The organism is Desulforhopalus singaporensis (genome assembly GCF_900104445.1).
GTDB classification, from domain to species: Bacteria; Desulfobacterota; Desulfobulbia; order Desulfobulbales; family Desulfocapsaceae; genus Desulforhopalus_A; species Desulforhopalus_A singaporensis.
This window is the reverse complement of the sequence record NZ_FNJI01000012.1, coordinates 1-24,381: the sequence shown is the minus strand read 5'-3', so window position 1 is coordinate 24,381 and position 24,381 is coordinate 1. Positions and strand designations below refer to the sequence as shown.

Genomic DNA, 24,381 nt, shown 5'->3' with positions numbered 1-24,381 from the left:
TGAATTCGTCATTCTGAAACAAAAATTAAAAGAGCGCCACTTATCTTGTTGTATTTGTGTATCTTCACCATTGCTTAACATAATATATATTATGCGACATTAGCCGAAATTATGTTTTAACGCCCGGTAAGGGATCTTTGGTTTATATTGGCGGCGAAAAATGCTATATATCTGATTTTGCTGACAACCAATATTCGTTACAGCAACAGTCTGTTTCTGTAAAAATACGAAATAATAGCCATATGCAGTTATAACCTGAATAGTTTTGGAGCTTGATATGCAACGAGATATTTACCAGGAGCCGCTGGTGAGCAGATACACCAGCAAGGAAATGCAGAATTTATTTTCTGAAAAGACCAAATTTACAACCTGGAGAAGATGTTGGGTGGCCCTGGCCGAAGCCCAGCATGAGCTTGGACTTACCGATATCGTCACCGCCGAGATGCTCGATGAAATGCGAGCCAATGTGGAAAACATCGATTACGACATTGCCGCGCAAAAGGAAAAAGAGATCAGACATGACGTCATGGCTCACGTTTACGAATATGGCCTTAAGTGCCCCAAGGCTGCAGGAATTATTCATCTTGGCGCAACCTCGCAGTTTGTTGTCTGCAACACCGACCTTGTTGTTCAGAAAAAAGCGATGTTGCTGATAAGAAACGGACTGCTCCAGGCTATTAAAAACCTCTCCGAATTCAGTAGAAAAACAAAAGATATCGCCACCCTTGGTTTTACTCACTATCAGCCTGCACAACCCACCACCGTCGGCAAGAGAAACACCCTGTATCTTCAGGACATGGTGATGGATCTCGCATATATCGACAACTACCTGGATCAGGTCAAGGCACGTGGCGCCAAAGGAACAGTTGGAACCCAGGCGACCTTTCTCGAGCTTTTCAAGGGGGACCATGAAAAAGTGAGGAAACTGGATCTGCTAGTCGCCGAAAAGCTTGGTTTTTCCGAAAGTTTTGCGGTCACCGGACAGACCTACACCAGGAAAATGGACATGAAGCTTGGTGAGACTCTGGCTGGTATCGGCGCAACAGCCCATAAGTTTGCCGTCGACCTAAGGCTGCTGTCAAACCTCAAGGTTCAAGAAGAACCTTTTGAAAAAAAACAGACAGGGTCTTCAGCCATGGCATACAAGAGAAATCCAATGAGGTCAGAACGCCTTACCGGCCTTGCCAGGAAGTTGATGAATCTGCCGCAGAATTTTGCCGGAACGTACGCCAATCAATGGTTTGAACGTACCCTTGATGATTCTGCCATCAGGAGAATGGACATTCCGCAATGTTTTCTGTTGACAGATGCAATTTTAAAGTTATTTGTGAATATAACTTCTGATATGGTTGTATTTCCGGCACAAATAAAAAAATATCTGCTGGCTGAGCTGCCTTTTATGGCCACAGAAAAAATTCTCATGAAAGCGGTCGAGAAAGGTGAAAGCCGCCAGGAGATGCATGAAGTCGTCAAGGAGCACTCTCTGGCTGCTGGAAAAGAGGTAAAGGAAAATGCAAAGGAAAACGACCTGCTTAAAAGGTTGGCAGAAGATGGTCGGATCCCCTTCTCTCTTGAAGAACTCAACGAGATGGTAAGCGATTATTCTGCATTTACCGGGCGTGCCGAGAAACAGACAGAAGAATTTCTCGATGAGGTCATCTCTCCCCTGCTCCTTGCAAACCGAAATGAGATGGCTGAGATCGACAGCTCGCTGAGTGTGTGAGGAGGTAGCGTGGCGGTTTTGAAGACTCAGTATCTACGTATTTCCAAGGATAAATTTCATTACCTGAAGTTTATCCTTGAAGGTTACGACAACCTCGCTATACTCTCGAGCTTTGATAATAATGGCGTCGTTGTGCTCCGTTACCCTGATGGCTTGTCCAGGGAATTATTTGAACTCTTGGAGTCGATAGCAGTCGATATTGGTCCGGGGTTCTGATTTGAATTTTTCCTCAAAAGACTATTGACTACACAAAAAGATATACTGCGCTGAACTTCAGCTAGATAGACTCCAGTTAAAAATGCAAAAAACTTTTTTTATTAAAACCTTTGGCTGCCAGATGAACGAACGCGATTCGGAAATAATGGCACAATCCCTTGGCAGTGAAGGATACGTAGAGACGATGGAGATGGAAGGCGCCGATCTGGTCATCCTCAACACCTGTTCCATCCGGGCAAAAGCCGAGCAGAAAGTGATGAGTCTTCTCGGGTATCTGCGCAAGCAGAAGCAAAAGTATCCGGCGATGAAAATATGTGTTGCCGGGTGCGTGGCTCAACAGGAAGGAGATCGAATTGTTGCCAGGATGCCCCATGTCGATCTGGTGATAGGGACGCAGAATATTTACGGCATCGGCAAATATCTCAACATCAAAAACGGCGCTGCCGGAAAAGTGGTCACCTCCCTTGCCGACTCCTACGTGATTCCCAAGTTTCTCCCGGATGTGAAGCAAAAAGAAAAGAAAGAAGACACGGAAGGCGGGTTCAGCAGGTTCGTCACCATTATGCAGGGTTGTAACAATTATTGCAGCTACTGCGTTGTACCTTACACAAGAGGCAGGGAGGTGTCTCGTAAAATAAGTGACATAGCAGAAGAAGTTAAAATTTTGGTTCAAAGTGGGGTGAAAGAGATCACTCTTCTTGGCCAGAATGTCAATTCCTATGGCAAAACCAACCCCGTCGCCTCCGGAGATGAAAAATACAATTTTTCCAGGTTGCTGAGGGTCGTCGCCGAAACCAGCGGTCTCGAGCGGCTGAGATTTACCACCTCAAACCCGAAAGATCTCGACGATGAACTGATCGATTGCTTTGGGACAATCGACAACCTCTGTCCGCAGTTTCATCTGCCGGTTCAGGCAGGATCTGATTCGGTTCTGAAGCGAATGAATCGGAAGTACTCCGTTAAAGAGTATCTTGGAAAAGTTGATAGATTACGTGAAAGATGCCCGGAAATAGCTCTTACTACCGACATTATTGTCGGTTTCCCAGGAGAGAGTGATGCTGATTTTCAGCAGACCATGGATCTGTTGGAGACTGTACGATACCACGGATCGTTTTCCTTCAAATATTCTGATAGACCCGGTACTAGAGCAAGCGGGTTTGGTGACAAGATAGAGGAGAGCGTGAAATCTGAGCGTCTTGCAAGGTTTCAGAAACGTCAGGATGAGATCAGCCTTGAGCGCAACAGGGAGTATGTCGGCACCTGTAAAAAGGTGATGATTGAAAAGTGCTCTGAAAAAGAGACAAGAGGGAGAACCGATACCAACCATATAGTGCATTTCGAAAACGTCCTGAGCTGCGGTCCCGGAGACATTGTCCACGCCAGGATCACGTTCGCCGGCCAGCATTCCCTCAAGGGCGAGGTCGTTACCCCCTAGAAAAAATGCCCCCCCTCCCCTGTTGCCGTATCTTTCTGCGGGGAGCAAGACGCTATATATTATCGTTTTCGTCCTGATCGACTTCCTGCTCGGATGTAATTCCGGGCAGAGTCATGTTCTGTTTGGTCGGAGGGGAGGATGTCCCCGTGGACCTGGAAACCCTGCGCACCACCCTCGTCGACACACGCTTGCCTTTGGCGCCCGCATTCTTTATCAGGTAATCGTCAAATGCGATATCAAGGCTGTTGGTCCTGGCTCTTGATGACGGCATAAGATTGACCCTGGCGTATTTTTCTTCGCCAAAATCAAGGAGCAGTATCCTGGAACGCTTGTGTTCCTTGAATAGCCGATACTCTTTTTCGAGGATAAAGCTCGGGGTTGCAAATCTCTTGACATACGCAAGGTTTTCAGCGCCATCGCGGTAGATTACGTTGAATATGCTTTTTTTGCTGACGATACCGAACCACTCCAGATCGTCGCCGACGTAAAATTTATCCATAACCGGAATAAATTTGTACAGGCCGTTGGAGTAGATCAGGAAAAGTTTGTCGTACTCGGAGCACACCACGCTGATGTCGCTTGTAGGATCTTCCTCTTTGATCTGATGGCCGATAAACCCGGATTTCCTGTTGTACACTACGTTGAGATTGGAAAGTGCGGCCTTGCGGTAGCTGACCTCGGAAAAACTCTTCAGTTCGGTCTGGCGTGGGAACATGGGGCCGTACTTGGCAAGAAGATCGTCAAGAAAAGCCAGGGTGAACGCCACCATGTCCTTGAGCGACTTCTCGATTTTCTTGATCTGCTGGCGAATGTCCTTGAGCGCTTTTTCCTGTTTGTCGATGTCATACCTGGATATCCGCCTGATCTTGATCTCCAGCAGATGCTCGATGTCATCTTTGGTGACCGGGCGAATCAGCTGGTCGGTGTAGTCGGCCAGGGCTGTGTCCACGCTTGAGATAACCTTTTGATAGCTGGTCTCTTCCTCGATGGTTTTGTAAATTCTCTGTTCGATGAATATCTGTTCGAGAAGTTTGAAATGGAGCCTGTCCCTGAGCTGAGACAACTCGATCTGAAGCTCTTTTTCCAGATCGTTCTTTAACTTGAAGGTGTTGTGGTGCAACACCTCACTCACAGTTGAGGTCTCAGGGGTGATACCGTTTATCAGGGTGAGGTTCGGGGTGATGGAAACCTCACAGTCGGTGAAAGCGTACAGGGCCTTGATAGTGTCGCTGGCGTATACCCCGCGGGCAAGTTTTATCTCGATTTCGACCTCTTCGGCGGTGTAATCGTTTATGGAAATAATTTTCAACTTACCGCTTTTAGCAGCTTTTTCGATGGAATCGGTCAGCGACTGGGTGGTGGTCGTATACGGGATTTCCTTGATGATGATGGTCTTGTCGTTAAGCTCCTCGATTCTTGCCCTGCACCTGAGCTTGCCGTTGCCGTCGTCGTAGTTGGTGTAGTCAAGCAACCCTTTCTGGATGAAGTCGGGGTATAGGGTGAATTCTTCGCCCTTGAGAATTGCTTTCTGCGCTTCAAGGAGTTCGCAGAAGTTGTGCGGCAGTATCCTGGTGGCCATACCGACGGCAATCCCTTCCGCGCCCATGAGCAGCAGCAACGGAATTTTTGCCGGCAGCGTTACCGGCTCCTTCATCCGACCGTCATAGGATTCGACAAATTCGGTCAGGTCTTTGTTGAACAGAATCTCTTTGGCCAGAGGGGAAAGCCTGCACTCAATGTACCTTGCAGCCGAGGCCTTGTCGCCGGTAAATATGTTGCCGAAGTTACCCTGTCTATCGACTAGAAAGCCTTTGTTGGCAAGGTTGACTAGGGCGGCAAAGATCGACTGGTCTCCGTGCGGGTGCAGTTTCATGGTCTCGCCGACAACGTTTGCGACCTTGTGGAACCTTCCGTCCTCCATGTTGTAAAGGGTCTGCAGGATCCGCCGCTGAACCGGTTTGAGTCCGTCGTCAATGGCCGGAATCGCACGCTCCCTGACGACGTACGATGTGTATTCAAGGAAGTTTTCGTCAAAGAGCTGATGCAGCTTCCCTGGCTTTTTGTCCATACTAGAGATTTCTTGCGTCATGAGGTGTTGGCAGTAAAATAAGTGGGAAGTCTATCAGAGCTCAAGCTTTAGATTTTCCATGATGTATTCCCGCCTGGCGGGAGTGTTTTTCCCCATATAGAAAGAGAGGACCTTGGCGACCTCGCTCAAGGAGTCCAGAGTGACGCATCGAAGCCTTATGTTGTCACCGATAAACTGCTTGAATTCTTTTGGTGATATCTCGCCGAGCCCCTTGAACCTGGTGGTTTCGACATTAATTTTCTGCCGGCCGCTGCCCTGCAGCTTTTTGGTCGCGCTGACTTTTTCCTTGTCGCTGTAGCAGTAGATCGTCTCCTTTTTGTTGCGGACCCTGAAAATTGGCGTTTCCAGAATATGGACGTGCCCGAGCTTTACCAACGGTTCGAAATAGTGCAAAAAAAACGTCAGCAGCAGGTTTCTGATATGCAGCCCGTCGACATCGGCATCGGTGGCCAGGATGACCTTGTCGTAGCGAAGGTCGGAAATTGACTCCTCGATATCGAGAGCTCTCATCAGAGAAAACATCTCTTCGTTTTTATAAAGGGTTGTCATCTTCTGGCCGAAGACGTTCAGCGGCTTTCCCTTTAGAGAGAAAACCGCCTGGGTCATCGGGTCGCGGGCGGAGACAATGGAGCCGGCTGCAGATTGGCCCTCGGTGATGAAGACCATGTTCTCCTTGCCCGGAGCAGAAGGCTTTTTTCGGCTGGGATGGTATTTGCAATCCTTGAGCTGGTGAATTTTCAGCGCGACTTTCTTGGCGTTTGCCCGCGCTTCGGTTCGTACGCTTTGCAGCTCCTTGCGAACATTTTCGTTTCTGATGATTTTGTCTATCAGTCTTTGTGCCGATTCGGTGTCCTTGTAAAGAGCCTTGGAAACAACATCCTTGACCTTATTGACAATCCATGAACGCACCTCGGTGTTGCCCAGTTTGTTCTTGGTCTGCGATTCGAATACCGGATCTTTTATCTTGACGGCGAGGGTGCCGACAATGCCGTCGCGAACATCGGTGTTAACGAATTTTTTTCCGGAAAACTCATTGATTCCCTTCAGGATACCTTCTCTGAAGGCGGAAAGATGGGTCCCCCCCTCGTTGGTGTAGGTGCCGTTGACAAAGGTGTAGTAACAGTCGCCGAAAGCGTCGGTGTGAGAAAATGAAAACTCCAGGGTGTCATCCCGGTGGTAGATGGGGTCGTACAGCTCCGCACCGTCGAGCTCCTTGTGCAAAAGGTCGAGCAGTCCATTGGTGGAGTGATAGAGCTTCTTGTCGAAGTAAATCTTCAGGCCGGCATTGAGATAAGCGTACCGCCAGAGTCTTTTGGCTATAAAATCCGGGTCGAAAGCGAAATCGGGAAACATTTCCGCTGACGGCAAAAACTCGATGAGGGTGCCGTTTTTCTCTTTGGTCTCACCCTGCTCCTTGTCGCAAAGTTTACCACTGCGAAATGATGCTTTGAAAAAATCACCGTCACGATGGGAGGTTACGGTGAAAACATCAGAAAGAGCATTAACTGCTTTGGTGCCGACGCCGTTGAGTCCTACGGAAAACTGAAACACATCGGTGTTGTATTTTGCACCGGTATTTATGGTGGAGACGCAATCTATCACCTTGCCCAGCGGAATTCCCCGCCCATAGTCACGGACCTGGACAAATCCTTTCTCGTCGATATTGATATCGATTCGTTTACCTGCCCCCATAATGAATTCGTCAACCGAATTATCGACAACTTCTTTGAGCAGGATATAGATACCGTCGTTCTGGTTCGAACCATCCCCGAGACGGCCGATATACATACCCGGCCTTTTGCGAATATGCTCAAGGGAACTCAGGGTTTTAATTTTACTTTCGTCGTACGTTGTAGTTGATGCATTCATATGGATGGACGGCTCAGCGTAAAGAATTTTATATTAGGACGCCATAATATTGCATTTCTTTGAAGTTGGCAAGAGCCCTTGCGACTGGTCATAATTCCACCCGATCGTTTTTCTGCTTAGCAGCTAAATCATTCTTATTCTTTCACAATCAGGACAAATCCACGTAGGGCCATTGCTCATACCCCATCTGTTTTCTTCAAAACAGCTCGGGCATATCATGAAACCGCAGGGGCAGCTCCAGCAGAACTGCTGCTTTTTGCGGCAACAGTGACAAACATACTCCCCGGTGCGTTTTCTACGATATCCCTTTCTTTTGTTGCTTTCGCTCATGACGGTAAACAGTAATTTACGGTAACCCCGGATTTTTTACGCAATTTCAAGAATTGTCCGATTGTTGATCTTTATGGATGACGATCTGCTCCACCACCCATGCCCGGTAATCTTCGGAGACAAGGTCGGTGACGGTGCCAGCCAGTTCAGGCAGCTCGTAAGGGTGATTGGCGATGATTTTTTCCTTTACCCGTTCGATAGCCGAAGAACAGGTCTTGACCTCCAGGCAAAACTCTACAGAGGAGGTCAGGTCGCCCTGCCAGCGGTAATGGCTGTCGATAGGCCCGTGAATCTGGGCGCAGGCCACAAGTTTTTCCTCCAGCAGAATTTTTGCCAGCTGTTCCGCGTCTTTTTTGCTCTCAGTAGTTGTTGACAGTATAATTACCTGTTCCATATTGATGTTTCACCTGTTACATTTGTTCCGGTTTCGGGGCAGCCCCACCGGCAGCACCCGGTTTTTAGAGATAGCATAATATGTCGTTTGACAAAACAAGCCAATAATTTCTATATAAAATTATTGCACATTGAAAAGGCATAACACTATGTTTCTGGTCGTAGATATCGGCAATTCACACACAGTTACAGGTATTTTCAAGGATGGCAAACTTGTTGGCCAGTGGCGTATCAAGTCTGAATCGAAAAGTACTGCGGATGAGTTAGGCATCAACTATCATACTCTTTTCTCGTTGTCGGGAATCGATAAAGGTGATATCGAAGGGGTTGTGATAGCGTCTGTTGTTCCTACCCTGCAGACCGCCTGGGTCAATTTCTGCAAAAAACATTTCTCGACCCTTAAGGAATCGGACATTTTCGTTGTCAATGTCGACAAAATCAAAGACCTCATCACCGTTCGTCTCGACAACCCCAAAGAAGTCGGGGCGGACAGACTGGTCAACGGAATTGCGGCATGGAACCTCTACCGATCCAAACAGGTGGTGATCGATTTCGGTACAGCGATTACTTTTGACTGTATCACTGAAAAATGTGACTATTTAGGAGGTGCTATTTTGCCTGGAATAGCGATCTCCCTGGAGGCGCTTGCCGACAGAACCGCCCAGCTGCCTCACATCGATGTTTCCGAGATGCCCTCTTCCGTTATTGGCAAATCGACCGTGGAAGCGATGAAGAGCGGTCTGCTGTACGGCTACGGTGCCATGATTGACGGTCTGGTAAAAAACATCAAGACGGAAATGATAGCGGACCAGGACGAGGAGTTTCGCGTCGTTGCCACCGGAGGCATGGCACAGCTCATAGCCCCTTTTGCAGATTCTATCGACGTTATCGAACCGATGCTCACCATCTATGGCCTTGAATATATCTACAACACCCTGGTTAAATGAAAATAAGTAGGATTTTACCGCCTCCGCTGAAGCCGGGTGATATTATCGGCATTGCCGCTGTGGCCGGGCAGATACGCGCTCCGGAGTTGCTGTATAAAGGGATCACGATCATCAGGGAGATGGGGTTTGAAGTCAGGTTTCAGCGAGATCTCTGGCCAGGATCCTCCTATCTTGCAGACAGTGACGCCAACAGGGCAAAAGAGTTCAACACCCTGTTGCGGGACCCTGAAGTAAAGGCGATAATTGCTCTTAGGGGTGGGTTCGGTTCGTTACGGATTCTTGACCGCCTGGAACCCTCTGTGTTAGTCCAGCAGCCAAAATTCGTGGTCGGCTTTTCAGATATTTCCATCCTCCACAGTTACCTGCATCAGGCAACAGGCGTCGTCACGCTGCACGGTCCGGTGATGACCTCGCTTGCCGGAGCGACTCCTGAAAGCCTTGAACGACTGTATCGCAGCTTGACAGGAAAATGGTACAGCCCTGTCGAGATGGCCTCCCTTGAGATCATAGTCGACGGCGACTCTGTTGAACGGCCTGTTGCAGGAGGTAATCTGGCGAGCCTGGTGACGCTTCTCGGCACGCCGTACGACTTTCCCTGGAGAGACAGGATAATTTTTCTTGAGGATATCAACGAACCGCTCTACAAAATCGACAGGATGTTGACGCAACTGGAATATGCGGGTAAGTTTGACGAAGCAGCCGGAATTCTGCTCGGAGATTTCAGCGATCCTCATGAATATGACCGGATAGAACATCTTCGCTATATCGAGAGCATATGGACAAGAGTTGAAGAAATATGCAGCAAGAGGGGTGTTGCTGTCTGGGCAAATTTTCCCGCCGGCCACACCGGGCGAAATCTCACCTTTCCCCTGGGCGCCACAGCGCGTATGGATAAAAAGAGTTCGACTGTCTTTTTTTCCTAGCAGTTACCCCCGATAAACAGCAGTCCCAATATGGTGCATTGATCATCCGGGCAGCTTGGCCGGATGATGTTTGACTTGCGCCATAATTAATGCTATAGAAGTAGCCTGATTCTTTAATATTTGCACACACTGTCTGCTCGATCCCAAAAAATCCTATTTCATTATTTGTTGATATGAAAAAAATATGTAAAAAAATAATCGTGTTGGGTACGTTTACCCTGTTCTGTTCATCCTCGGTCCTGGCCGCCGACTTCTTGTCGGTTACAGCCGACAACGCCAACGTGAGAACAGGCCCCGGGCTCAATTACCCAGTGGCCATGGAACTGTTCCAGGGGTATCCCCTCAAGGTTCTGAAAACACAAGGTGAGTGGTACAAGATAATAGATTATGAAAAGGATTCCGGGTGGATCCACAATTCTATCGTCAAGGACCGCGACACGGTTATTGTCAATGCCCGGAAAAGCCTGAATATGCGATCGGGACCTTCAACCAACAGCCCCGTTATCGCCGACGTGGAACGTGGAGTCGTCCTGCAAAAGCTTGATACCAAGGGGAAATGGACAAAGGTAAAGCATACTTCAGGCACCGAAGGGTGGATTTACAGCTCTCTTTTATGGCCTTGATCTTCCTTTGTAGTACGACTTTCCGGGGCATGCTCCACCAGTAGTCCCGGAAAATTCTCCGGTCAGCCGATAATCTTGGCGATAGCCGTGTCAAGCGCCAGGGGAAGACGGACCTGGTGGCCGGCCTTGTTGGCAAACAGGAAGTGGCCGTGCTCCAGTCCAAAGAGGAAGAGATTTTTCGTGATCTCTACATCTTTTTTGCAGTAGTGCACGATCTGGTCGATCTTCCCCTGCTTGTACCATCTCAACGCCTGAAGGCCGTCACCACTCTTGGCGGTGCCAAGGGTGTGCTCCGCGAGGCTGTTCAGCTTCAACCTGTACCCCAGCTGCAGTTGAACCTGTTCCAGCAGGTCCAGCGACGGCAGGGTGTGGAGGTTGCTGGTTGTATAGACAGACAGCACCCTGTTATCGAAACGTTTGTTGTTGAACCCAACGACCAGGTCGAGCTGGAACAGGTGGTCGATCAGGCTGTTCGTCTCATCTTCGAGATAGGTGACAAAGTCATCCAGCATTGAGTCGTACACCACCGCAACCGACATCCCCATTCTGTCGATCCTGTTCCACCCCCCGACCTCTTCCGCTGACCGTATGGTTTCAAGATCAAACACGCCGTATCTTGCAGGAAGTGCATCGAGCCCTTTTGGATGGTTGTTTTTCTCTGCTGTTTTCCGTGCAAGGGAGTCGGCACCATCTCCTGCCAGGTACAGAGGTGGAGGAACACTCTTTTCCTGCTTTGTCTCTGGGTTTTTGCTGCTGTCGTTGTCGATGATCGTCTGGAGAAGGATAAGACATGCCTCCTTGTCGATGGGGCGATTGCCCGAACCGCACTTAGGCGAATGGACGCACGAGGGACATCCGGTATCGCAGGGACAACCGGCGACGGTCGACAGGGTCTTTGTCAACAGGAACTCGAATTTGTCAAACGCCTCTCTGGCCAGCCCTACTCCTCCAGCGTAGCCGTCATAAACGAATACCGATGCGCTCTCCGTCTGATGATGAACAGGACAGGATATGCCTCCTATATCGTTTCTGTCGCACAGGACAAGCAGGGGAAAAAGAGCTATCATGGCGTGTTCCATGGCATGGATGGCGCCCATAAAATGAAGTTTCCGGTGTTCGATTGCTTCCACGATACCGGCGGGGATATCGATCCACACCCCTTCGGTCTCTATGATTCTTTCCGGCAGATCAAGCGGGGTCGTTGAAATAAGCCGCTGGGTGCGGTTGTCTTTTTTCTGGTATCCGGTCACCTTTTCCCTGACCCGTACCCTGCCAAAAGACACTCTCGCTCCATTGACGATTCTGGTTTCAACTACCTGTAATATCTCCGTCTGCTTGACCGAGGTCGGCCTGGTGTAGTAATTCGGTTTTTCCCGCCTTACAGCTATTTCCTTGTTCTCAAGGGAAAATTGCATCACCACCCAGGTTCTCGCCCTGTGCAGGTAGACACTGCCGGGATGGCACTCCTTCATCGCTCTGTCGGCATCGATTTCGCCGATTATCTCTCCGCTTTCGCTGTCGATGATGGCCATCTGGCTGCCTCCCCCGCGGAGGGTGACGTTTCTCTGGGGATATTTCTGCGGCGACAGCCAGCTGTTGCCGCTGGACAGCTCCAGCAGCAACCCGTCATTTACCAGTTCCCTGAGAACTTTCTTTATGGCGCTGCCTTGGAGGATTATTTCCGAGTTGCGTAAGGGGAGTTCTGCACCACAACAGAGAAGATGTTGCCTGGTTACCGGGAGGTTGAGCGGGTTGAGCACCGCCGATTCCACATCCCGGGAAAAAAAATCTTCAGGATCGCGCATGAAATGCTGATCAAGCGCATCCTGCTGGGCTATCAGGATTATGGCCGATTTTTTAAGTGAACGCCCTACCCGTCCGCCTCGCTGCCAAGTCGCCATGACAGATCCCGGGTAACCGACAAGGATGCACAGGTCAAGATCGCCGATATCGATGCCAAGCTCCAGCGCCGAGGTGGAGATAACCCCAAGCAGCTCTCCTGAAAAAAGCTGTGCTTCGATCTCACGTCTCTCCTCTGGGAGAAAGCCGGCTCGATAGGCGCTTACTTTGTCGGCTTGATCCCCGAGCCTTGGGTCGGTCCAGAGCTTGATCAGCTCCGTCATTTTGCGCGATCCGGTGTAGACTATGGTTCGCAGTTCTCTTTTAACCGCCGCTTCCAGGAGTTGGCTTGCGGTATGGGCCGCGCTGTCCCAGGGGTTGATGAAAACCATGTTTTTCTCAGCCTGGGGCGCACCCGATTCGGTGATGGCATGTATTTTTCGGTCGAGCAGCATCTCACCGAGCTGTTCAGGATTGCCGATTGTAGCCGACAGCATGATAAAGACTGGAGCGGCGCCGTAATGTGCGGCAATTCGCTGCAACCTTCTCAATATCCAGGACATATGACTACCGACAACCCCCCGGTAACTGTGGACTTCGTCAATTATCACATATTTGAGCCCTTGAAAAAACGAGCTCCAGTTCTGGTGATAAGCAAGCAGAGAGAGGTGGAGCATTTCCGGATTGGTGATGAGGGCTGCGGGGGGCTGGTCCCTTATCTTCCTCCGTTTATAGCTCGATGTATCTCCATCAAAAAGAGCAGCAATGTTAGCGCAACTGACTGATGTAACCTCTTCTAGCTCGGCCCCAAGTCCTTCAAGAACTTTTTTCTGGTCCTGGGCGAGTGCTTTCAGTGGAAAGAGATAAAGAAAATGGGAAGGGTTGCCAAGGGCCAGTTCATTGAGCACAGCCAGGTTGTAGATCATCGATTTTCCTGATGCCGTAGGGGTCGCAACAAGTATATCCTTGCCCTTGAGCAGCGCTTCTATCCCCTGGTACTGGTGGCTGTAGAGCTTCTGGTTGCGTCTTTCGAGCATTTTTTTCACCGGTTCGCTTAGAGAGACCGAACCATGGGCGAATTCAGGGGCACAGGGTGCTATTTTTTTATGACAGACAACCTGCGGACCGAATCTGGAAGAGTCCTTTAAGGCTGTCAAATACTCTGAGATGTCGGTTTTTCTGACCATGATAATTGGTAAAAGTATAGAATATAAAGAATCCGAAAGGTATCAGGTCTTGCTTAAATGGGGAAGAGCGTATATTTTGCACAGGTTACAATTCATATAGAGGTACATGCTCCTGATAAAAGCGGAGCGGCTAATATTTTCGGTAACTCCACAGTAAGCTTGATATGATCACAATTGCAACTCTCGGTCCTGCAGTTTCCGACTGCTTCCAGGCCGCAAAATTATACGATCCGGATGCAGAGGTCTTTTTATTCAACAGAATCCCCGAGGTCCTGGCCTCTTTTACCAGGGGGGAAGTCGAATGCGCGCTCATACCAGTCTATAACACGCGGGAAGGAGAGGTTAAAGAATATTTCAGGCTGATAGCCGATATGACTGCTTGTCACTGGATCGACAATGTGGTCCTGCCCATACACCTTTCGCTTGGGAGTCTCGATGATTCCGACGATCATCAAACGATCCACACCATAGTCGGCAGGAATTCCGTGCTGCGTCAGTCAAGCGAGTATCTCGAAAACCATTTTGGTGATGCAACGCTTATGGCGGTAAACGATCTCGAAGCTACTGTAACCTCGATTCGCAAGAAAGGCTGCAAGGGCTACGGGGTGATCGAGTCCGAAGAATTGCTGAAAAAACTGCAGCTCAAGCTTCTTGACAGAGAAGTTGTCAGCCACAACAGGACCCGCTTTGCAATATTGAAGAAAAGTCCGGCCCCAATCAGCGGATACGATGCAACTTCCGTAATCACCAGACCTCTCAGGGACCGTGTCGGTATGCTGGCCGACATCCTGGGCGAGTTCACCAGGCGGGGCATCAACATCCTCGACCTGAAAACGGAAAATGATATAAATACCCAGAAGCTTCGGATATACGTCGAAGTTGAGGGACATCGGGACAGTGACTCGATGCAGCAGGCTCTTGCTACCATCGAGTCAAGCGTTATCCAGGAAGATGGGGCGCTTAGAATCCTTGGATCTTTCCCGCGCGTTGATATGCGTGTGAAAAATATCAGGTCGTTTGGTTTTATTGGCAGCGGCGATATGAGTGTCTGGTTTGCCCAAAGACTGGCAAACGAAGGGTATGAAACGATCATCACCGGCAGGTCCAGTGAGATGACCCCTGAGCAGATGATAGAAAAAGTCGATGTAGTCATGGTGTGTGTTCCGATATCGGTCACCGCCAAGACCATATTGAAGTTTGGCCCCCTTATCCGTGACGGCCAGGCCCTGATAATTCTCGCTGGTGAATCGGAAAACACCATAGAGGCGGCCATGAAAGCTACCCATCCGGGCGTTGAGGTGATGTTTGTCCACAACCTGTGGGGACCCCAGGCGTTGACCATGAAGGATAAAAACGCATCGATAGTACGTACCCACCGCAGCGGCAGCTTCTGCAGCGAGTTTGAAGCGTTTTTGTACAAGCACGGGGCCGACATTTATCAGGACAACGCCAGGAAGCATGATCTGCTGATGGGGGTCGGCCAGAAGCTGCCGACCACCATTTCCGTAGCGCTCGGGATGACCCTGGAGAGCCACAGCATAGACTTTTCTGACATCAACAGTCATTCAACGCTTACTTCATTGTATACGATACTCGCCATGGCCAGGGTTCATAACCAGAACCCGAGAACTTATGCCGAGATAATGGCAACCAGCGGTGAAGGCCGTAAAATCGTCAAAAGTTTTGTGAAAAATGTGCTGAAGATTACCGAACTGGCGGAAAACGGCGAGATAGAAGCACTGTCGGAGATTATGGAAAAAAACCGGTCTGTTATGCCCTCTTCTTTTTTGAAATCGAGGATGAAACAGGCCAAGGCCGTAGATGAGATTCTCAGCCAGCCGGGGATCCGGAGTGCTAAATAAATTGCAATTTCACCGCTCATGTCCAAGGTAGGGCCTGGGTTGTGACCGGTTTTCAATACCAGCCCCCCCGCCGCCATTGTCTGGCTGCAGGCGGCCTGGTGTTAACATTTTAAGGAGTCTTATTATGTCGAGCATTTTACGTTATCTTGATGAAGTCAAGATATGCCCTCACTGCAAGCAGCAACTTTCCTGTTGCGAAGCCCCGCCAATACATGTTGGCGATGGTCTGGGGTGGGGATCGGAGGTTCTTTTTATCTGTCTCAACGACAATTGCTCTGTCTTTTTAGACGGTTGGGAAAAGATAGAAACGCAATACGGTCACCACGCTTCCTACAGGTACATGGAACTGCCCAACAGTAAAGAGAGCAACTATATGATGGTGGCCAACGCAGACGCATTCAAGGCATGTGTCATCGACAAGGATGTGTTGAAAGCACAGAACAAACGTTACCAGGAACAGAAAAAGAATATCAAGCTGCTCGAAACCTGTGTCGAGGACAAGAATATCGTTCCGGTTGTCAAAGTGGTCCTGGATGAATCCGCCGCAAAGGATATTCGCCGAAGAGCCATAGGTTATATCTGTCCCATTAACGACCTCAGCTGTATTGATGCCTTGAGAAACCATACCTTCAGGGATCCGGCTATCGAACATGACGTCAACAAGGCGATCAAGGTACTGCTCGACGCAAACTTCAAAAAAGAATGTCCGGCGTGTTTTGAAATAGTCAAAGCCCAGGCAAAAAAATGTATGCATTGTAACGAAAGTTTCTAAATTCTGTAAGATTTATCCTTGCAAAACATACGGCAACGAGGTATACAACACTTCGCCGCTTGACGGTGAAAGCTGGTGGGCGTAGCTCAATTGGTCAGAGCACCTGGTTGTGGCCCAGGAGGCTGGGGGTTCAAGTCCCCTCGCTCACCCCAGATCGCATAAGGCCTGTATCTCGGATAAAGAGATACAGGCCTTTTTTTCTTGGTATTGTCCGCAACAAGCAGCACCAACTAAGGGTGGCAATTTATGACTGAATTATTTACATTATGCCGTTTGGCATCGTAAAAAACACAATTGTTCAGGAAAATTCCACAGGGTAACAACCAGATATGTATAATTTTTCCAAGCTCGATAAACCGGCAATCACTACCCTTTTGTTTTCGGGGAAAAACCATGATGTTGAGTCATCTTCTTCGGACAACATGCAGCGGATTCCCGTTGCAGTGGACAGCGGTCACACCCTGGAGGGCAGGTTTCTTGGCCATGGTGACGATGCGCCGACGCTGCTTTTCTTTCCATCGCCTGGAAAATCGATCGACGCCTGCAGCAGGATGGCGGGCGAATATAATCGCCGGGGGCTCAATTTTGCGGTTGTCAGTTACCGGGATGAGTCAGGGGATACGGCGGGGATAAACGTCAGCTCCTTTTTTGCAGATGGCGTTGAACTTTTTCAGCAAACAGAACGGTGGCTCAACGAAAAAGGGTGCAACGGCCCTGTCTTCTTAAAAGGTGAGGGGCTTGGTGCCGTGTTGGTGCTGGATCTGATGTGTCAACACGGCGACAAGATCAAGGGAATGATCCTCGATAGTGCCATAGGAGACACCCTTTTCTATCTCAGATCACTTGGGGTCGACGAAGACAATCTGGATTTTGGCGAGGAGGACGGCTTTGACAATTTAAATAAGATCGAAGGTGTCAAAAACCCGACCCTTATTTTTCACGGTTCCCGTGATACCCTGGTCCCGGCTGCGGAAGCTGAAAAACTGCAGTCCTTCAGCGGAGCCCGGACCAAGCAGTTTTTTGTTGTCCCCGGCGGTGAAAGGGAGAACTTGTGCGAGGCGGGTGGACACCACTATTTTGATACGGTCAAGAAGTTTATCGATACCGTATGTGGGGCCAATACCTGGCGGCAGAGACGGAAGAAATATCGTGATCGCGAGAAATAACAACAACACCCAGCTTATCAGAACACTATGAAAAGAGATAACTATCTGTCCTGGGACGAATATTTTATGGCGGTGGCCCTGCTGTCAGCACAGAGGAGCAAAGATCCCAACACCCAGGTCGGGGCCTGCGTCGCCAATGAACAGAACAAGATTGTCGGAGTGGGATATAATGGTTTCCCCTGGGGATGTTCGGACGATGAATTCCCCTGGGAGCGTCAGGGGGAATTTCTGCAGACCAAATATCCGTACGTCTGCCATGCGGAACTGAACGCCGTGCTCAATTCCATTTCGACCGACCTGAAAAACTGTCGAATTTACGTCGGTCTTTTTCCCTGTAACGAATGTACCAAGGTGATCATTCAGGCCGGCATCAAGGAGATAATTTATCTTTCCGACAAATACAGGGATACCGACCAGGTAAGAGCTGCAAAAATTATGTTGGACAAGTCACCGTATATCACCTATCGAAAGCTTGAAACGAATCTTAAACAGCTGCAGATAAGTTTTATCCCCCCGGAGCTGTTTTAGCTATTGTTGAACAATTCGGGCAAAGGTTACGGGAAAATTTTTACTTTATCCTTTTTAGCGGCGACACCTTTTTTTCAGTGGTTACCTCAGGTCCGGTTTTTGAGACTACCCCTGAAAAGTCAACAGCCTGCACGAATCTTTCTTCGCCACCCATGGTGAAAATTTCCTGTCCGGTCATCTGTTCCGTCCTCAGAGTCCAGGTAATATGCTGAACCGGAAGCGACAGCATCGCCATCTGGACATGCCACCACTCGTCTTTGCGGCTGGCATCCCGCTCAATTGATGTAACATAAGCATAGACCAGCATCTGGGGTTCTTTGGCCGCTATCAGGACCACATCCCCGACATCGGTGTCTTTTTTGAATTTGACCAGTTTTTTTATTTCATCAACTATCTTTTGCATCGAATCCTCTCGGCGGATTTCCTTAATTTTTTATTTTATCTCTGAGGTTTTCATTACCCTCGCCACCGGCGGTAGTCTATACCCTAAACTCTTATCTATCAAGCCCTTGCTGAAAATAAGAGGGTGCGCCCAGGCGGATTCTTTTTTGGTAATTTGCAATATCACTGCCTTTTAGTTTTTTTGGATTCTATCATTACCAGATGCGGGGTGAAGTAGCTCCTGCTGCTGCTTTTCCTGTACATCTTCCCCCCTTCCAGCAGAGGGTTCACAACATCATCGATAACGACCTTCACCTTGGTTGAGAGTTCGCGGTCTTCTATGCCGACGAACGCCGCCATTATCGACAAAAGTCTCTGGGTCATACTCATTATTTTAACGTTGTCATAATAGGTTATGGAATTACTGGCTTTTCTGGTTCCCGGATCGATACCGTTTTGCATTGCCATCTGGGGGATTGTCTTTCCCCCTTGCTGATGATCGATAATTCTTTTTAAGTAGCCAACTGAATTGCCAAGGATAAGCCGGTTTCCCCAAAACCCGCAAAGCAGCTGCAGCCCGTTCTGGGGGGCGTCGCGCCAGACCATGTATTGCAACGGGCCATACCTTCTTTCAATGACGGGAATTCCCGTTGCAGACACCATTTTTTTTACAGCACTGGTTAACTTTTGCGGCTCTTTCATGTCAAGGACAAGAGTGCACAGAGGGATGGTAATAAAATCGTCGGAGTTACCCGGTTCGACAACAACGACCGCCTCATTCCCCAGATAGGAGAACATTTGGTCAAGAGCCACCCCACTCCGCTTTTCTATTCTGCTGACAATTGTTCTGGTCTGGAAGGAAGAATTTTTACCGCCCGTCAGGTACGGCAGGAGATAATAAAAATCGACGGTGTTAGACCAGTAGTATGCAGCGGTCTGTCTGGTCGTAAAGCTTGACAGCGAATTTTTCCCGGGAGCTTTCTGTAGATGATTCCTCGTTATGTCGTTGACCTGGTTGATATCGTAATGCACCGCCAGCATATCGGACACCACATGGCCGGAACTCTTGACCCCATACCCGACACTGAGAAACCCTCTGGTTGTCTCGAGCTCCTTGGTTACAACAGGCTTCCAGCTGAATTCATGACTGTCGGTTACCCGCTCAAGCCAACAACGCAGGCTATCCACGGAAAGATACACAAACCTGTCTCCCTTCCGGCGAACAGCCCTTTTTACCAGGTTGAATGTCTCAAGTTTTCTTAAAGAGAGCCTGTCTTTATCGTAACAATCGATACTGCGGCGCAACAGCCTTTCGTTGAAGCTGGCGACAAAGGTACCGCCTGCGCTGACAAAGGCGAGCTGTTCTCCCTGCAGGTCGAAACGTTGAATATGATGGTTACCGTATTGGCTAACCGTTATCGGCAGCGAATCATTCGCCTGACCGTAAATCTTGCCGGCAAACTCTATGAAACCGGCATTCTGGCGTGGCCACGAAAGAAAAAGGGTGTTATTTTTTACAAAATCTTCCAGGGTGGACTCGACAATTTTACCTGTTGGCGGAATCATGGCAAAACCGAGCTTGCGTCCGGCCAGGAGTTCGGCAAGGTCGCTGGTCAGGGCCTTTTGGTACATCTTTTTTGCAGCCACAAGAAAGCGACCATCGCTTGCGGCCCCTCCCGTTTTTGCAATGACCCCCTCTATATCGATTGAAGAAACTTTTTTCCCCAGCATCGAGCGGTCGTAGCTGCGCAGGGCTGCAAAGGGGGCTCGCTGTTCTATATAAAAAAGAGCTTCCGCGGGCACAAGCTCTGCCATATCAACAGGGTCTCCGGTGTCAATTTTAGCCACAACGATATAGGAAACGACCAGTAACAGGAGAAGAAAGTAGACCACTGTGTTGGTTTTCATAGGCGTCTTTCAGATGATTTTCCGGCTGAGCTGGATTGCTTCGGCAAGATGTTTTTTATCGATTACACTTTTTTGATCAAGATCCGCTATGGTGCGTGCCACTTTCAGAATGCGGTGATAGGCTCTTGCCGACAATCCCAGTCTGTCAACAGAGCGGTGCAGCAGATTTTTTGAACTGATATCAAGTTTGCAATATTTTTCAATATGGTTGCTGGCCATGTGGGCGTTGCAGTGGATATTTTTACTATCCCTGTAACGGTCAAGCTGTATTTCTCTTGCCCTGTCGACCCGTTTTCTTATCACCGCCGATTCCTCGCCGCGCTCCCTGCTGTTTAATTCCCGGAATTCAAGATGTTGTGTAAGCAGATGGATATCTATCCTGTCAAGCAGAGGTCCCGAAATCTTTCCTGTGTAACGCTTAATTTCCCGTTCGGTGCAGTTGCATCTGTTGCGATGGTCGCCGAGAAACCCGCAAGGACATAGTTTCATTGCCTTGTTGTCATCGATAACCAAGATCTCTCAACTGCCTAAAAATACAAAATATCCTCAAAATATCAACTCTCTTGGTGATCATATTCGAAAAAGACGTCTGGATTTGGAGTTAGAGCAAAAAGAGGTTGCAAAGATAATAGATGTTACCGAAAGTTGCATTTGGAATTGGGAAAACAACCGATATGAGCCACGAATTTCACACTATCCGGCTATCATGAATTTCTTAGGATACTGCCCTTACGTTCGGGTCAGAACATGGGGAGATCGTATAAGGCTTCATAGAACTCACATGGGCATCAGTTGTAAGAAATTTGCTAAAATTATTTCAGTTGACTCGGCATCGATCCTGAGGTGGGAGAATAGGGCTAATAAGCCATGGAAAAAACTGGTTGAGAAAGTTGAGGCCTATTTCTTACAGCAACGCTAGTTTAAAGGCATCAGAATCAATTTTGGGCGTTCTGAAGGAAATAAAAAAGCTTACGCCTTTTATCTGAACTATTTTATTTCAGATGTTAATTGTGGAAGATGTTCTTTGGCTCCACGTAACAAAATCCCAACCTCACAAATGATATACTAAGGTTATTAACGCTCTGTTTTTTCTGCAAAAGAAAATCTGATTACCACTGATGTTCAGCTTATCAATTTTTTCCAGGGGAGTGTCACTATATGATACCCCGGGTATGTCATACTACCTCAAATTCAACTAGGAGGTAGACATGGCGAAACGAAGCGAAATCCACTTTCAACAAGGTGTCAGTTTGCTGGACTTTCAATCAAAATATGGAACTGAGGAACAATGCCAGAAGCATCTGTTCCAACTGAAATGGCCAAATGGATACTGCTGCCCCAGGTGTGCTCACAAGCAGTACTATTTTGTTCGATCTCGCTCTTTGTACCAGTGTCAAAATTGCCGCTCCCAAACTTCGCTTATAAGCGGCACCATTTTCTCTTCCACTAAACTACCGCTAACCGTCTGGTTTCTTGCAATTTACCTGGTTAGTCAATCTAAAAAAGGCATTTCATCTCTAAAGCTCATGCGTTTTCTCGGCATCTCCCAGAATGCAGCCATGCGACTGAAACATAAACTTCAAATGGTTATGAAACAGGCTGATGATGAAAAACCACTCAAAGGTTTCATTCAAGTTGATGACGTCTATTGGGGAGGCAAACATTCTGGGGGTAAACGCGGACGTGGTGCAGAAGGTAAAACTCCCTTTATAGCTGCCCTCGAACGTAATGAAAAAGGAAACCCCCTTTTCATACGTTTCAGTCGTATTGGTGCCTTTACTATTGATCAGATTCAACGCTGGGGGGAAAGACACCTCATCTCTCAATCTCTGGTTGTTTCAGATGGCCTTGCATGTTTTGCAGGTTTTCAAGCCATCAATCATAGCCATTTTTCAATTAATACTACCAGCCGATACAGAAATTCAGATTTCACTTTTTTTGACTGGCTCAACACAGTCATTGGCAATGTGAAAAACGCTATGTTGAGCACTTATCATGGCATCTGCCACAGACATTTGCCACGTTACCTGGGTGAGTTTTGTTTTCGGTTCAATCGTCGTTTCAAACTGCCTATATTATTGAACTCTCTCATCTATTATTCTGTTAAATCAAATCCAATTCCTGAGCGACAGTTAAGGCGTGCTGAGGATTGGTGGTAATCAGAAAAGAAAAAGGAGGCGATTATGACCGAAGTAACCTATCCGACTGAGTTGACCGCTTTTGATCAAAGGTTTTTTTCTGCTGTACATCCAGACGTCCAGATTATTGATCGAGGCAATCATCGTTCTGGTCAAAAACGGTATTGGGCTCAACTCGTATGTTCCCGATTAATAGAAAGTGGTCTACCTGGAACAGACTTCACTACAGATTACGTGTACGGTAAGTACATCAGGGCTTTGTCAACGAGCACTATCAAACAGTCAGGCCGTGTGATTCTGCATTTCCTGCACTTTCTTGAACGTAAAAGGTCAAAAATCAACACTCTGACTCGTCAGGATATCAGCGAATTTGTAGAATATGAACAGGGCCGTGGGCAAAAAGTCCGGTCGGTTGTTAATTATCTTAGAATTGTCTACGCGTTTATCAACTACCTGGTTGGTCAGGATGTTTTACCGGCAACAGTCATGGAACGTAAAATCCGTATAAAACTCCCCGAAGCACTTCCCCGTGCGATTACTTCTGAGGATCAGCAAAGTCTTCTGAGTGCAATTAGCTCGGATCGAGATTGGGCTTTGATTTTACTTTTACTGCGGACTGGATTGAAAATCGGTGAATTACTGGAAGTTCAGGTATCCGATATCAGCATTGCTGAGCGAAAGATCCTGATCTACCTGGGAGAGAAGAACCTCCAGGGACGTGCGGTGTATTACAGTGAAGATGCAGAACAGGCACTGAAAAAGTGGTTGAAAATCAGGACAGGCAACTCTACATCCCTCTTTCCAGGCAGGTCGCCAGGGGGAAGCATAAGTTATGTAACAGCCTGGAATGCGATGCGAAATATCCTGGCTCGTGCTGGTCTGTCGAATAAAGGATATAGCTTACACAGTCTGAGGCACACATTTGCCACCGATATGCTTAATGCCGGCATGCGCCTGGAAGTTCTACAGCAATTGCTTGGACATCAGGAGATCGAAATGACCATGCGCTATGCAAGGATAACGGATGTAACCCGAGAGCATGAGTATTTCAAGGCCATGGGCCGTATCGAGCAGGGAGGACACTATGAACATCGCCGCGTCAATACTCAATTGCAAGAGGTATTTGAAAAGAAAAAACTACTCCGCTCAAAGCGTAAATAGCTATTTGTATCGGTTAAAACATTTTCTGGTTTGGCTGCCTGTACACCTGGAGTCTGCAACCTCAAACCACATCAGGAGATATCTTGATTTACTTCTGGAAAAGCATTTAGCCCCTAAAACAATTAATGACCGCTTGTTTGCTATCCGCGGTTTTTACCGTTATCTGCATGAAGAGGAAGGCTGGCCAATACAAAATCCTGTCCCCAAAGGTATATTAATACGAACGTTAATCAGTAGACACGAGCGAGTATTTCGTCCATGGATGCTGGAAGAACGACACTTGTTCAATATTTACCTGTAATCCCTATAAAAACTTCAAGAAGGAAAGAATGACACCGCCAGATGAAGAAATTGTAGAGGCCGCGAGATTGTTACTATATTTTTCGCGAAGATAAGCAATTGCCAGATCAAAGCCATTACAATTACTCTTCTGTAAACGCTTACAGAAACGGTCAGTCGTTGCATGTCAATCAGCACTGAAAATTGCCCCCCCTATCAGCATCCAAAGTTGCCTCCTTTGGCTTAAATAGAGCCTCCTCAGAAAATCATCGTCGGTGCCACGCGAGGACGGGGCCCGGCGATACCCCGCACGGAGGCTCTCTCCAAAATAGCTGCTATAATCCTGCTGCAAAGCCTAAAAAGTTGAGCAAGCAACGATAGCGTGAGGTTTTTGCCCAATTTCTTGAGCAGAACCATGAGATTCATCACCAAGAAGATACAGTTGATCCATGCTTCAGAGGTTTTCTGGAGTTTCGCTCGAATATAGTTGAGCCGGTATCCGTTTTTCCCCTGGCCAAACTTACCTTCAATTGGGATGCGTTCTCTGCTGTCCCGGATTCGTTGCTCCTTCATTTTACGAATCTTCTCCGCATTCTCAGACGTTTGTTTCGG

General features: G+C 48.2%; 22 protein-coding genes and 1 tRNA gene. 15 read left to right on the top strand and 8 right to left on the bottom strand.

The window, feature by feature from the left end:
* Positions 1-277: 277 nt before the first annotated feature.
* The 3 genes from purB to miaB all read left to right on the top strand — a co-directional run bounded on the left by purB (position 278) and on the right by miaB (position 3,374).
* Positions 278-1,723, top strand: a complete 1,446-nt coding sequence (gene purB / locus BLQ17_RS09810; protein ID WP_092222333.1) for an adenylosuccinate lyase — start codon at positions 278-280, stop codon at positions 1,721-1,723.
* 9 nt (positions 1,724-1,732) lie between these two features.
* Positions 1,733-1,939, top strand: coding sequence for a DUF4911 domain-containing protein (locus BLQ17_RS23685; RefSeq protein ID WP_092222331.1), 207 nt, complete (start codon positions 1,733-1,735; stop codon positions 1,937-1,939).
* An 82-nt stretch (positions 1,940-2,021) separates the two neighbouring features.
* Entirely contained in the window at positions 2,022-3,374 is a 1,353-nt protein-coding gene (gene miaB, locus BLQ17_RS09800; RefSeq protein ID WP_092222329.1) for a tRNA (N6-isopentenyl adenosine(37)-C2)-methylthiotransferase MiaB, read from the top strand.
* 52 nt (positions 3,375-3,426) lie between these two features.
* Here the strand turns inward: miaB and BLQ17_RS09795 are convergent, their stop codons facing one another.
* From BLQ17_RS09795 to cutA, 3 genes are all read right to left on the bottom strand, one after another.
* Positions 3,427-5,442: a DNA topoisomerase IV subunit A gene (locus tag BLQ17_RS09795; protein WP_092222326.1), complete on the bottom strand. Its 2,016-nt coding sequence runs from the start codon at positions 5,440-5,442 to the stop codon at positions 3,427-3,429.
* 54 nt (positions 5,443-5,496) lie between these two features.
* Positions 5,497-7,332, bottom strand: a complete 1,836-nt coding sequence (locus BLQ17_RS09790) for a DNA topoisomerase IV subunit B (protein WP_092222324.1) — start codon at positions 7,330-7,332, stop codon at positions 5,497-5,499.
* Between the two features lie 376 nt (positions 7,333-7,708).
* Positions 7,709-8,056 carry a divalent-cation tolerance protein CutA gene (cutA, locus tag BLQ17_RS09780; protein ID WP_092222320.1) on the bottom strand — a complete coding sequence of 116 codons (348 nt, stop codon included), beginning with the start codon at positions 8,054-8,056 and terminating at the stop codon, positions 7,709-7,711.
* Positions 8,057-8,204: 148 nt separating this feature from the next.
* On the opposite strand from cutA, the gene BLQ17_RS09775 reads away from it, so the two are divergent.
* The 3 genes from BLQ17_RS09775 to BLQ17_RS09765 all read left to right on the top strand — a co-directional run bounded on the left by BLQ17_RS09775 (position 8,205) and on the right by BLQ17_RS09765 (position 10,548).
* The gene (locus BLQ17_RS09775) at positions 8,205-9,002 is read left to right on the top strand and encodes a type III pantothenate kinase (RefSeq protein ID WP_092222318.1); all 798 of its coding nucleotides are present in this window, start codon (positions 8,205-8,207) and stop codon (positions 9,000-9,002) included.
* Positions 8,999-9,925, top strand: a complete 927-nt coding sequence (locus tag BLQ17_RS09770; protein ID WP_092222316.1) for a S66 peptidase family protein — start codon at positions 8,999-9,001, stop codon at positions 9,923-9,925. Before BLQ17_RS09775 ends, BLQ17_RS09770 begins: the two co-directional genes overlap by 4 nt.
* Before the next feature lie 173 nt (positions 9,926-10,098).
* On the top strand, positions 10,099-10,548 hold the full coding sequence (locus BLQ17_RS09765) for an SH3 domain-containing protein (RefSeq protein WP_092222314.1): 450 nt from the start codon (positions 10,099-10,101) through the stop codon (positions 10,546-10,548).
* A 62-nt stretch (positions 10,549-10,610) separates the two neighbouring features.
* Here BLQ17_RS09765 and BLQ17_RS09760 read toward each other — a convergent pair whose 3' ends face one another.
* Positions 10,611-13,424 carry a DEAD/DEAH box helicase gene (locus BLQ17_RS09760; RefSeq protein WP_245695085.1) on the bottom strand — a complete coding sequence of 938 codons (2,814 nt, stop codon included), beginning with the start codon at positions 13,422-13,424 and terminating at the stop codon, positions 10,611-10,613.
* Between the two features lie 314 nt (positions 13,425-13,738).
* Between BLQ17_RS09760 and BLQ17_RS09755 the strand changes: the two genes are divergently transcribed.
* From BLQ17_RS09755 to BLQ17_RS09735, 5 genes are all read left to right on the top strand, one after another.
* Positions 13,739-15,436 carry a prephenate dehydratase domain-containing protein gene (locus tag BLQ17_RS09755; RefSeq protein WP_092222310.1) on the top strand — a complete coding sequence of 566 codons (1,698 nt, stop codon included), beginning with the start codon at positions 13,739-13,741 and terminating at the stop codon, positions 15,434-15,436.
* 124 nt (positions 15,437-15,560) lie between these two features.
* Positions 15,561-16,208: a zinc ribbon domain-containing protein gene (locus BLQ17_RS09750; protein ID WP_092222308.1), complete on the top strand. Its 648-nt coding sequence runs from the start codon at positions 15,561-15,563 to the stop codon at positions 16,206-16,208.
* Positions 16,209-16,283: 75 nt separating this feature from the next.
* A tRNA-His gene (locus BLQ17_RS09745) sits at positions 16,284-16,360 on the top strand.
* Positions 16,361-16,537: 177 nt separating this feature from the next.
* Positions 16,538-17,374 carry an alpha/beta hydrolase gene (locus tag BLQ17_RS09740; protein ID WP_092222306.1) on the top strand — a complete coding sequence of 279 codons (837 nt, stop codon included), beginning with the start codon at positions 16,538-16,540 and terminating at the stop codon, positions 17,372-17,374.
* Between the two features lie 27 nt (positions 17,375-17,401).
* Positions 17,402-17,902, top strand: coding sequence for a deoxycytidylate deaminase (locus tag BLQ17_RS09735; RefSeq protein ID WP_092222304.1), 501 nt, complete (start codon positions 17,402-17,404; stop codon positions 17,900-17,902).
* A 40-nt stretch (positions 17,903-17,942) separates the two neighbouring features.
* On the opposite strand, the gene BLQ17_RS09730 is transcribed toward BLQ17_RS09735, so the two are convergent.
* From BLQ17_RS09730 to BLQ17_RS09720, 3 genes are all read right to left on the bottom strand, one after another.
* Entirely contained in the window at positions 17,943-18,305 is a 363-nt protein-coding gene (locus BLQ17_RS09730) for a hypothetical protein (protein ID WP_092222302.1), read from the bottom strand.
* 161 nt (positions 18,306-18,466) lie between these two features.
* Positions 18,467-20,191, bottom strand: coding sequence for a hypothetical protein (locus BLQ17_RS09725; RefSeq protein ID WP_092222300.1), 1,725 nt, complete (start codon positions 20,189-20,191; stop codon positions 18,467-18,469).
* Between the two features lie 9 nt (positions 20,192-20,200).
* Positions 20,201-20,704: a magnesium chelatase subunit ChlI family protein gene (locus BLQ17_RS09720; protein WP_092222298.1), complete on the bottom strand. Its 504-nt coding sequence runs from the start codon at positions 20,702-20,704 to the stop codon at positions 20,201-20,203.
* Between BLQ17_RS09720 and BLQ17_RS23680 the strand changes: the two genes are divergently transcribed.
* From BLQ17_RS23680 to BLQ17_RS23675, 4 genes are all read left to right on the top strand, one after another.
* Positions 20,625-21,110, top strand: a complete 486-nt coding sequence (locus tag BLQ17_RS23680) for a helix-turn-helix domain-containing protein (protein WP_407919120.1) — start codon at positions 20,625-20,627, stop codon at positions 21,108-21,110. The two genes, BLQ17_RS09720 and BLQ17_RS23680, sit on opposite strands and share 80 nt — an antisense overlap.
* Positions 21,111-21,399: 289 nt before the next feature.
* Positions 21,400-22,350, top strand: coding sequence for an IS1595 family transposase (locus tag BLQ17_RS09715; protein ID WP_092222296.1), 951 nt, complete (start codon positions 21,400-21,402; stop codon positions 22,348-22,350).
* Positions 22,351-22,374: 24 nt separating this feature from the next.
* Positions 22,375-23,490, top strand: coding sequence for a tyrosine-type recombinase/integrase (locus tag BLQ17_RS09710; RefSeq protein ID WP_092222295.1), 1,116 nt, complete (start codon positions 22,375-22,377; stop codon positions 23,488-23,490).
* Positions 23,414-23,791 (top strand): site-specific integrase, encoded by a 378-nt coding sequence (locus tag BLQ17_RS23675; RefSeq protein ID WP_407919119.1) that lies wholly within the window; start codon positions 23,414-23,416, stop codon positions 23,789-23,791. Before BLQ17_RS09710 ends, BLQ17_RS23675 begins: the two co-directional genes overlap by 77 nt.
* 236 nt (positions 23,792-24,027) lie before the next feature.
* Here BLQ17_RS23675 and BLQ17_RS23835 read toward each other — a convergent pair.
* The coding region (locus BLQ17_RS23835; protein ID WP_143005477.1) for a transposase at positions 24,028-24,381 on the bottom strand (354 nt) is incomplete at its 5' end.

Bases quoted from the DNA above. Each gene is read 5' to 3' on its own strand.
- BLQ17_RS09790 (WP_092222324.1), bottom strand. From the start codon at position 7,332: ATGAATGCATCAACTACAACGTACGACGAAAGTAAAATTAAAACCCTG.
- purB (WP_092222333.1), top strand. From the start codon at position 278: ATGCAACGAGATATTTACCAGGAGCCGCTGGTGAGCAGATACACCAGC.
- BLQ17_RS09765 (WP_092222314.1), top strand. From the start codon at position 10,099: ATGAAAAAAATATGTAAAAAAATAATCGTGTTGGGTACGTTTACCCTG.
- BLQ17_RS09770 (WP_092222316.1), top strand. From the start codon at position 8,999: ATGAAAATAAGTAGGATTTTACCGCCTCCGCTGAAGCCGGGTGATATT.
- miaB (WP_092222329.1), top strand. From the start codon at position 2,022: ATGCAAAAAACTTTTTTTATTAAAACCTTTGGCTGCCAGATGAACGAA.
- BLQ17_RS09730 (WP_092222302.1), bottom strand. From the start codon at position 18,305: ATGCAAAAGATAGTTGATGAAATAAAAAAACTGGTCAAATTCAAAAAA.
- BLQ17_RS09725 (WP_092222300.1), bottom strand. From the start codon at position 20,191: ATGAAAACCAACACAGTGGTCTACTTTCTTCTCCTGTTACTGGTCGTT.
- BLQ17_RS09755 (WP_092222310.1), top strand. From the start codon at position 13,739: ATGATCACAATTGCAACTCTCGGTCCTGCAGTTTCCGACTGCTTCCAG.
- BLQ17_RS09760 (WP_245695085.1), bottom strand. From the start codon at position 13,424: ATGCTCGAAAGACGCAACCAGAAGCTCTACAGCCACCAGTACCAGGGG.
- BLQ17_RS09735 (WP_092222304.1), top strand. From the start codon at position 17,402: ATGAAAAGAGATAACTATCTGTCCTGGGACGAATATTTTATGGCGGTG.
- BLQ17_RS09775 (WP_092222318.1), top strand. From the start codon at position 8,205: ATGTTTCTGGTCGTAGATATCGGCAATTCACACACAGTTACAGGTATT.
- BLQ17_RS09710 (WP_092222295.1), top strand. From the start codon at position 22,375: ATGACCGAAGTAACCTATCCGACTGAGTTGACCGCTTTTGATCAAAGG.
- BLQ17_RS09795 (WP_092222326.1), bottom strand. From the start codon at position 5,442: ATGGACAAAAAGCCAGGGAAGCTGCATCAGCTCTTTGACGAAAACTTC.
- BLQ17_RS09750 (WP_092222308.1), top strand. From the start codon at position 15,561: ATGTCGAGCATTTTACGTTATCTTGATGAAGTCAAGATATGCCCTCAC.
- cutA (WP_092222320.1), bottom strand. From the start codon at position 8,056: ATGGAACAGGTAATTATACTGTCAACAACTACTGAGAGCAAAAAAGAC.
- BLQ17_RS09715 (WP_092222296.1), top strand. From the start codon at position 21,400: ATGGCGAAACGAAGCGAAATCCACTTTCAACAAGGTGTCAGTTTGCTG.
- BLQ17_RS09740 (WP_092222306.1), top strand. From the start codon at position 16,538: ATGTATAATTTTTCCAAGCTCGATAAACCGGCAATCACTACCCTTTTG.
- BLQ17_RS23675 (WP_407919119.1), top strand. From the start codon at position 23,414: ATGAACATCGCCGCGTCAATACTCAATTGCAAGAGGTATTTGAAAAGA.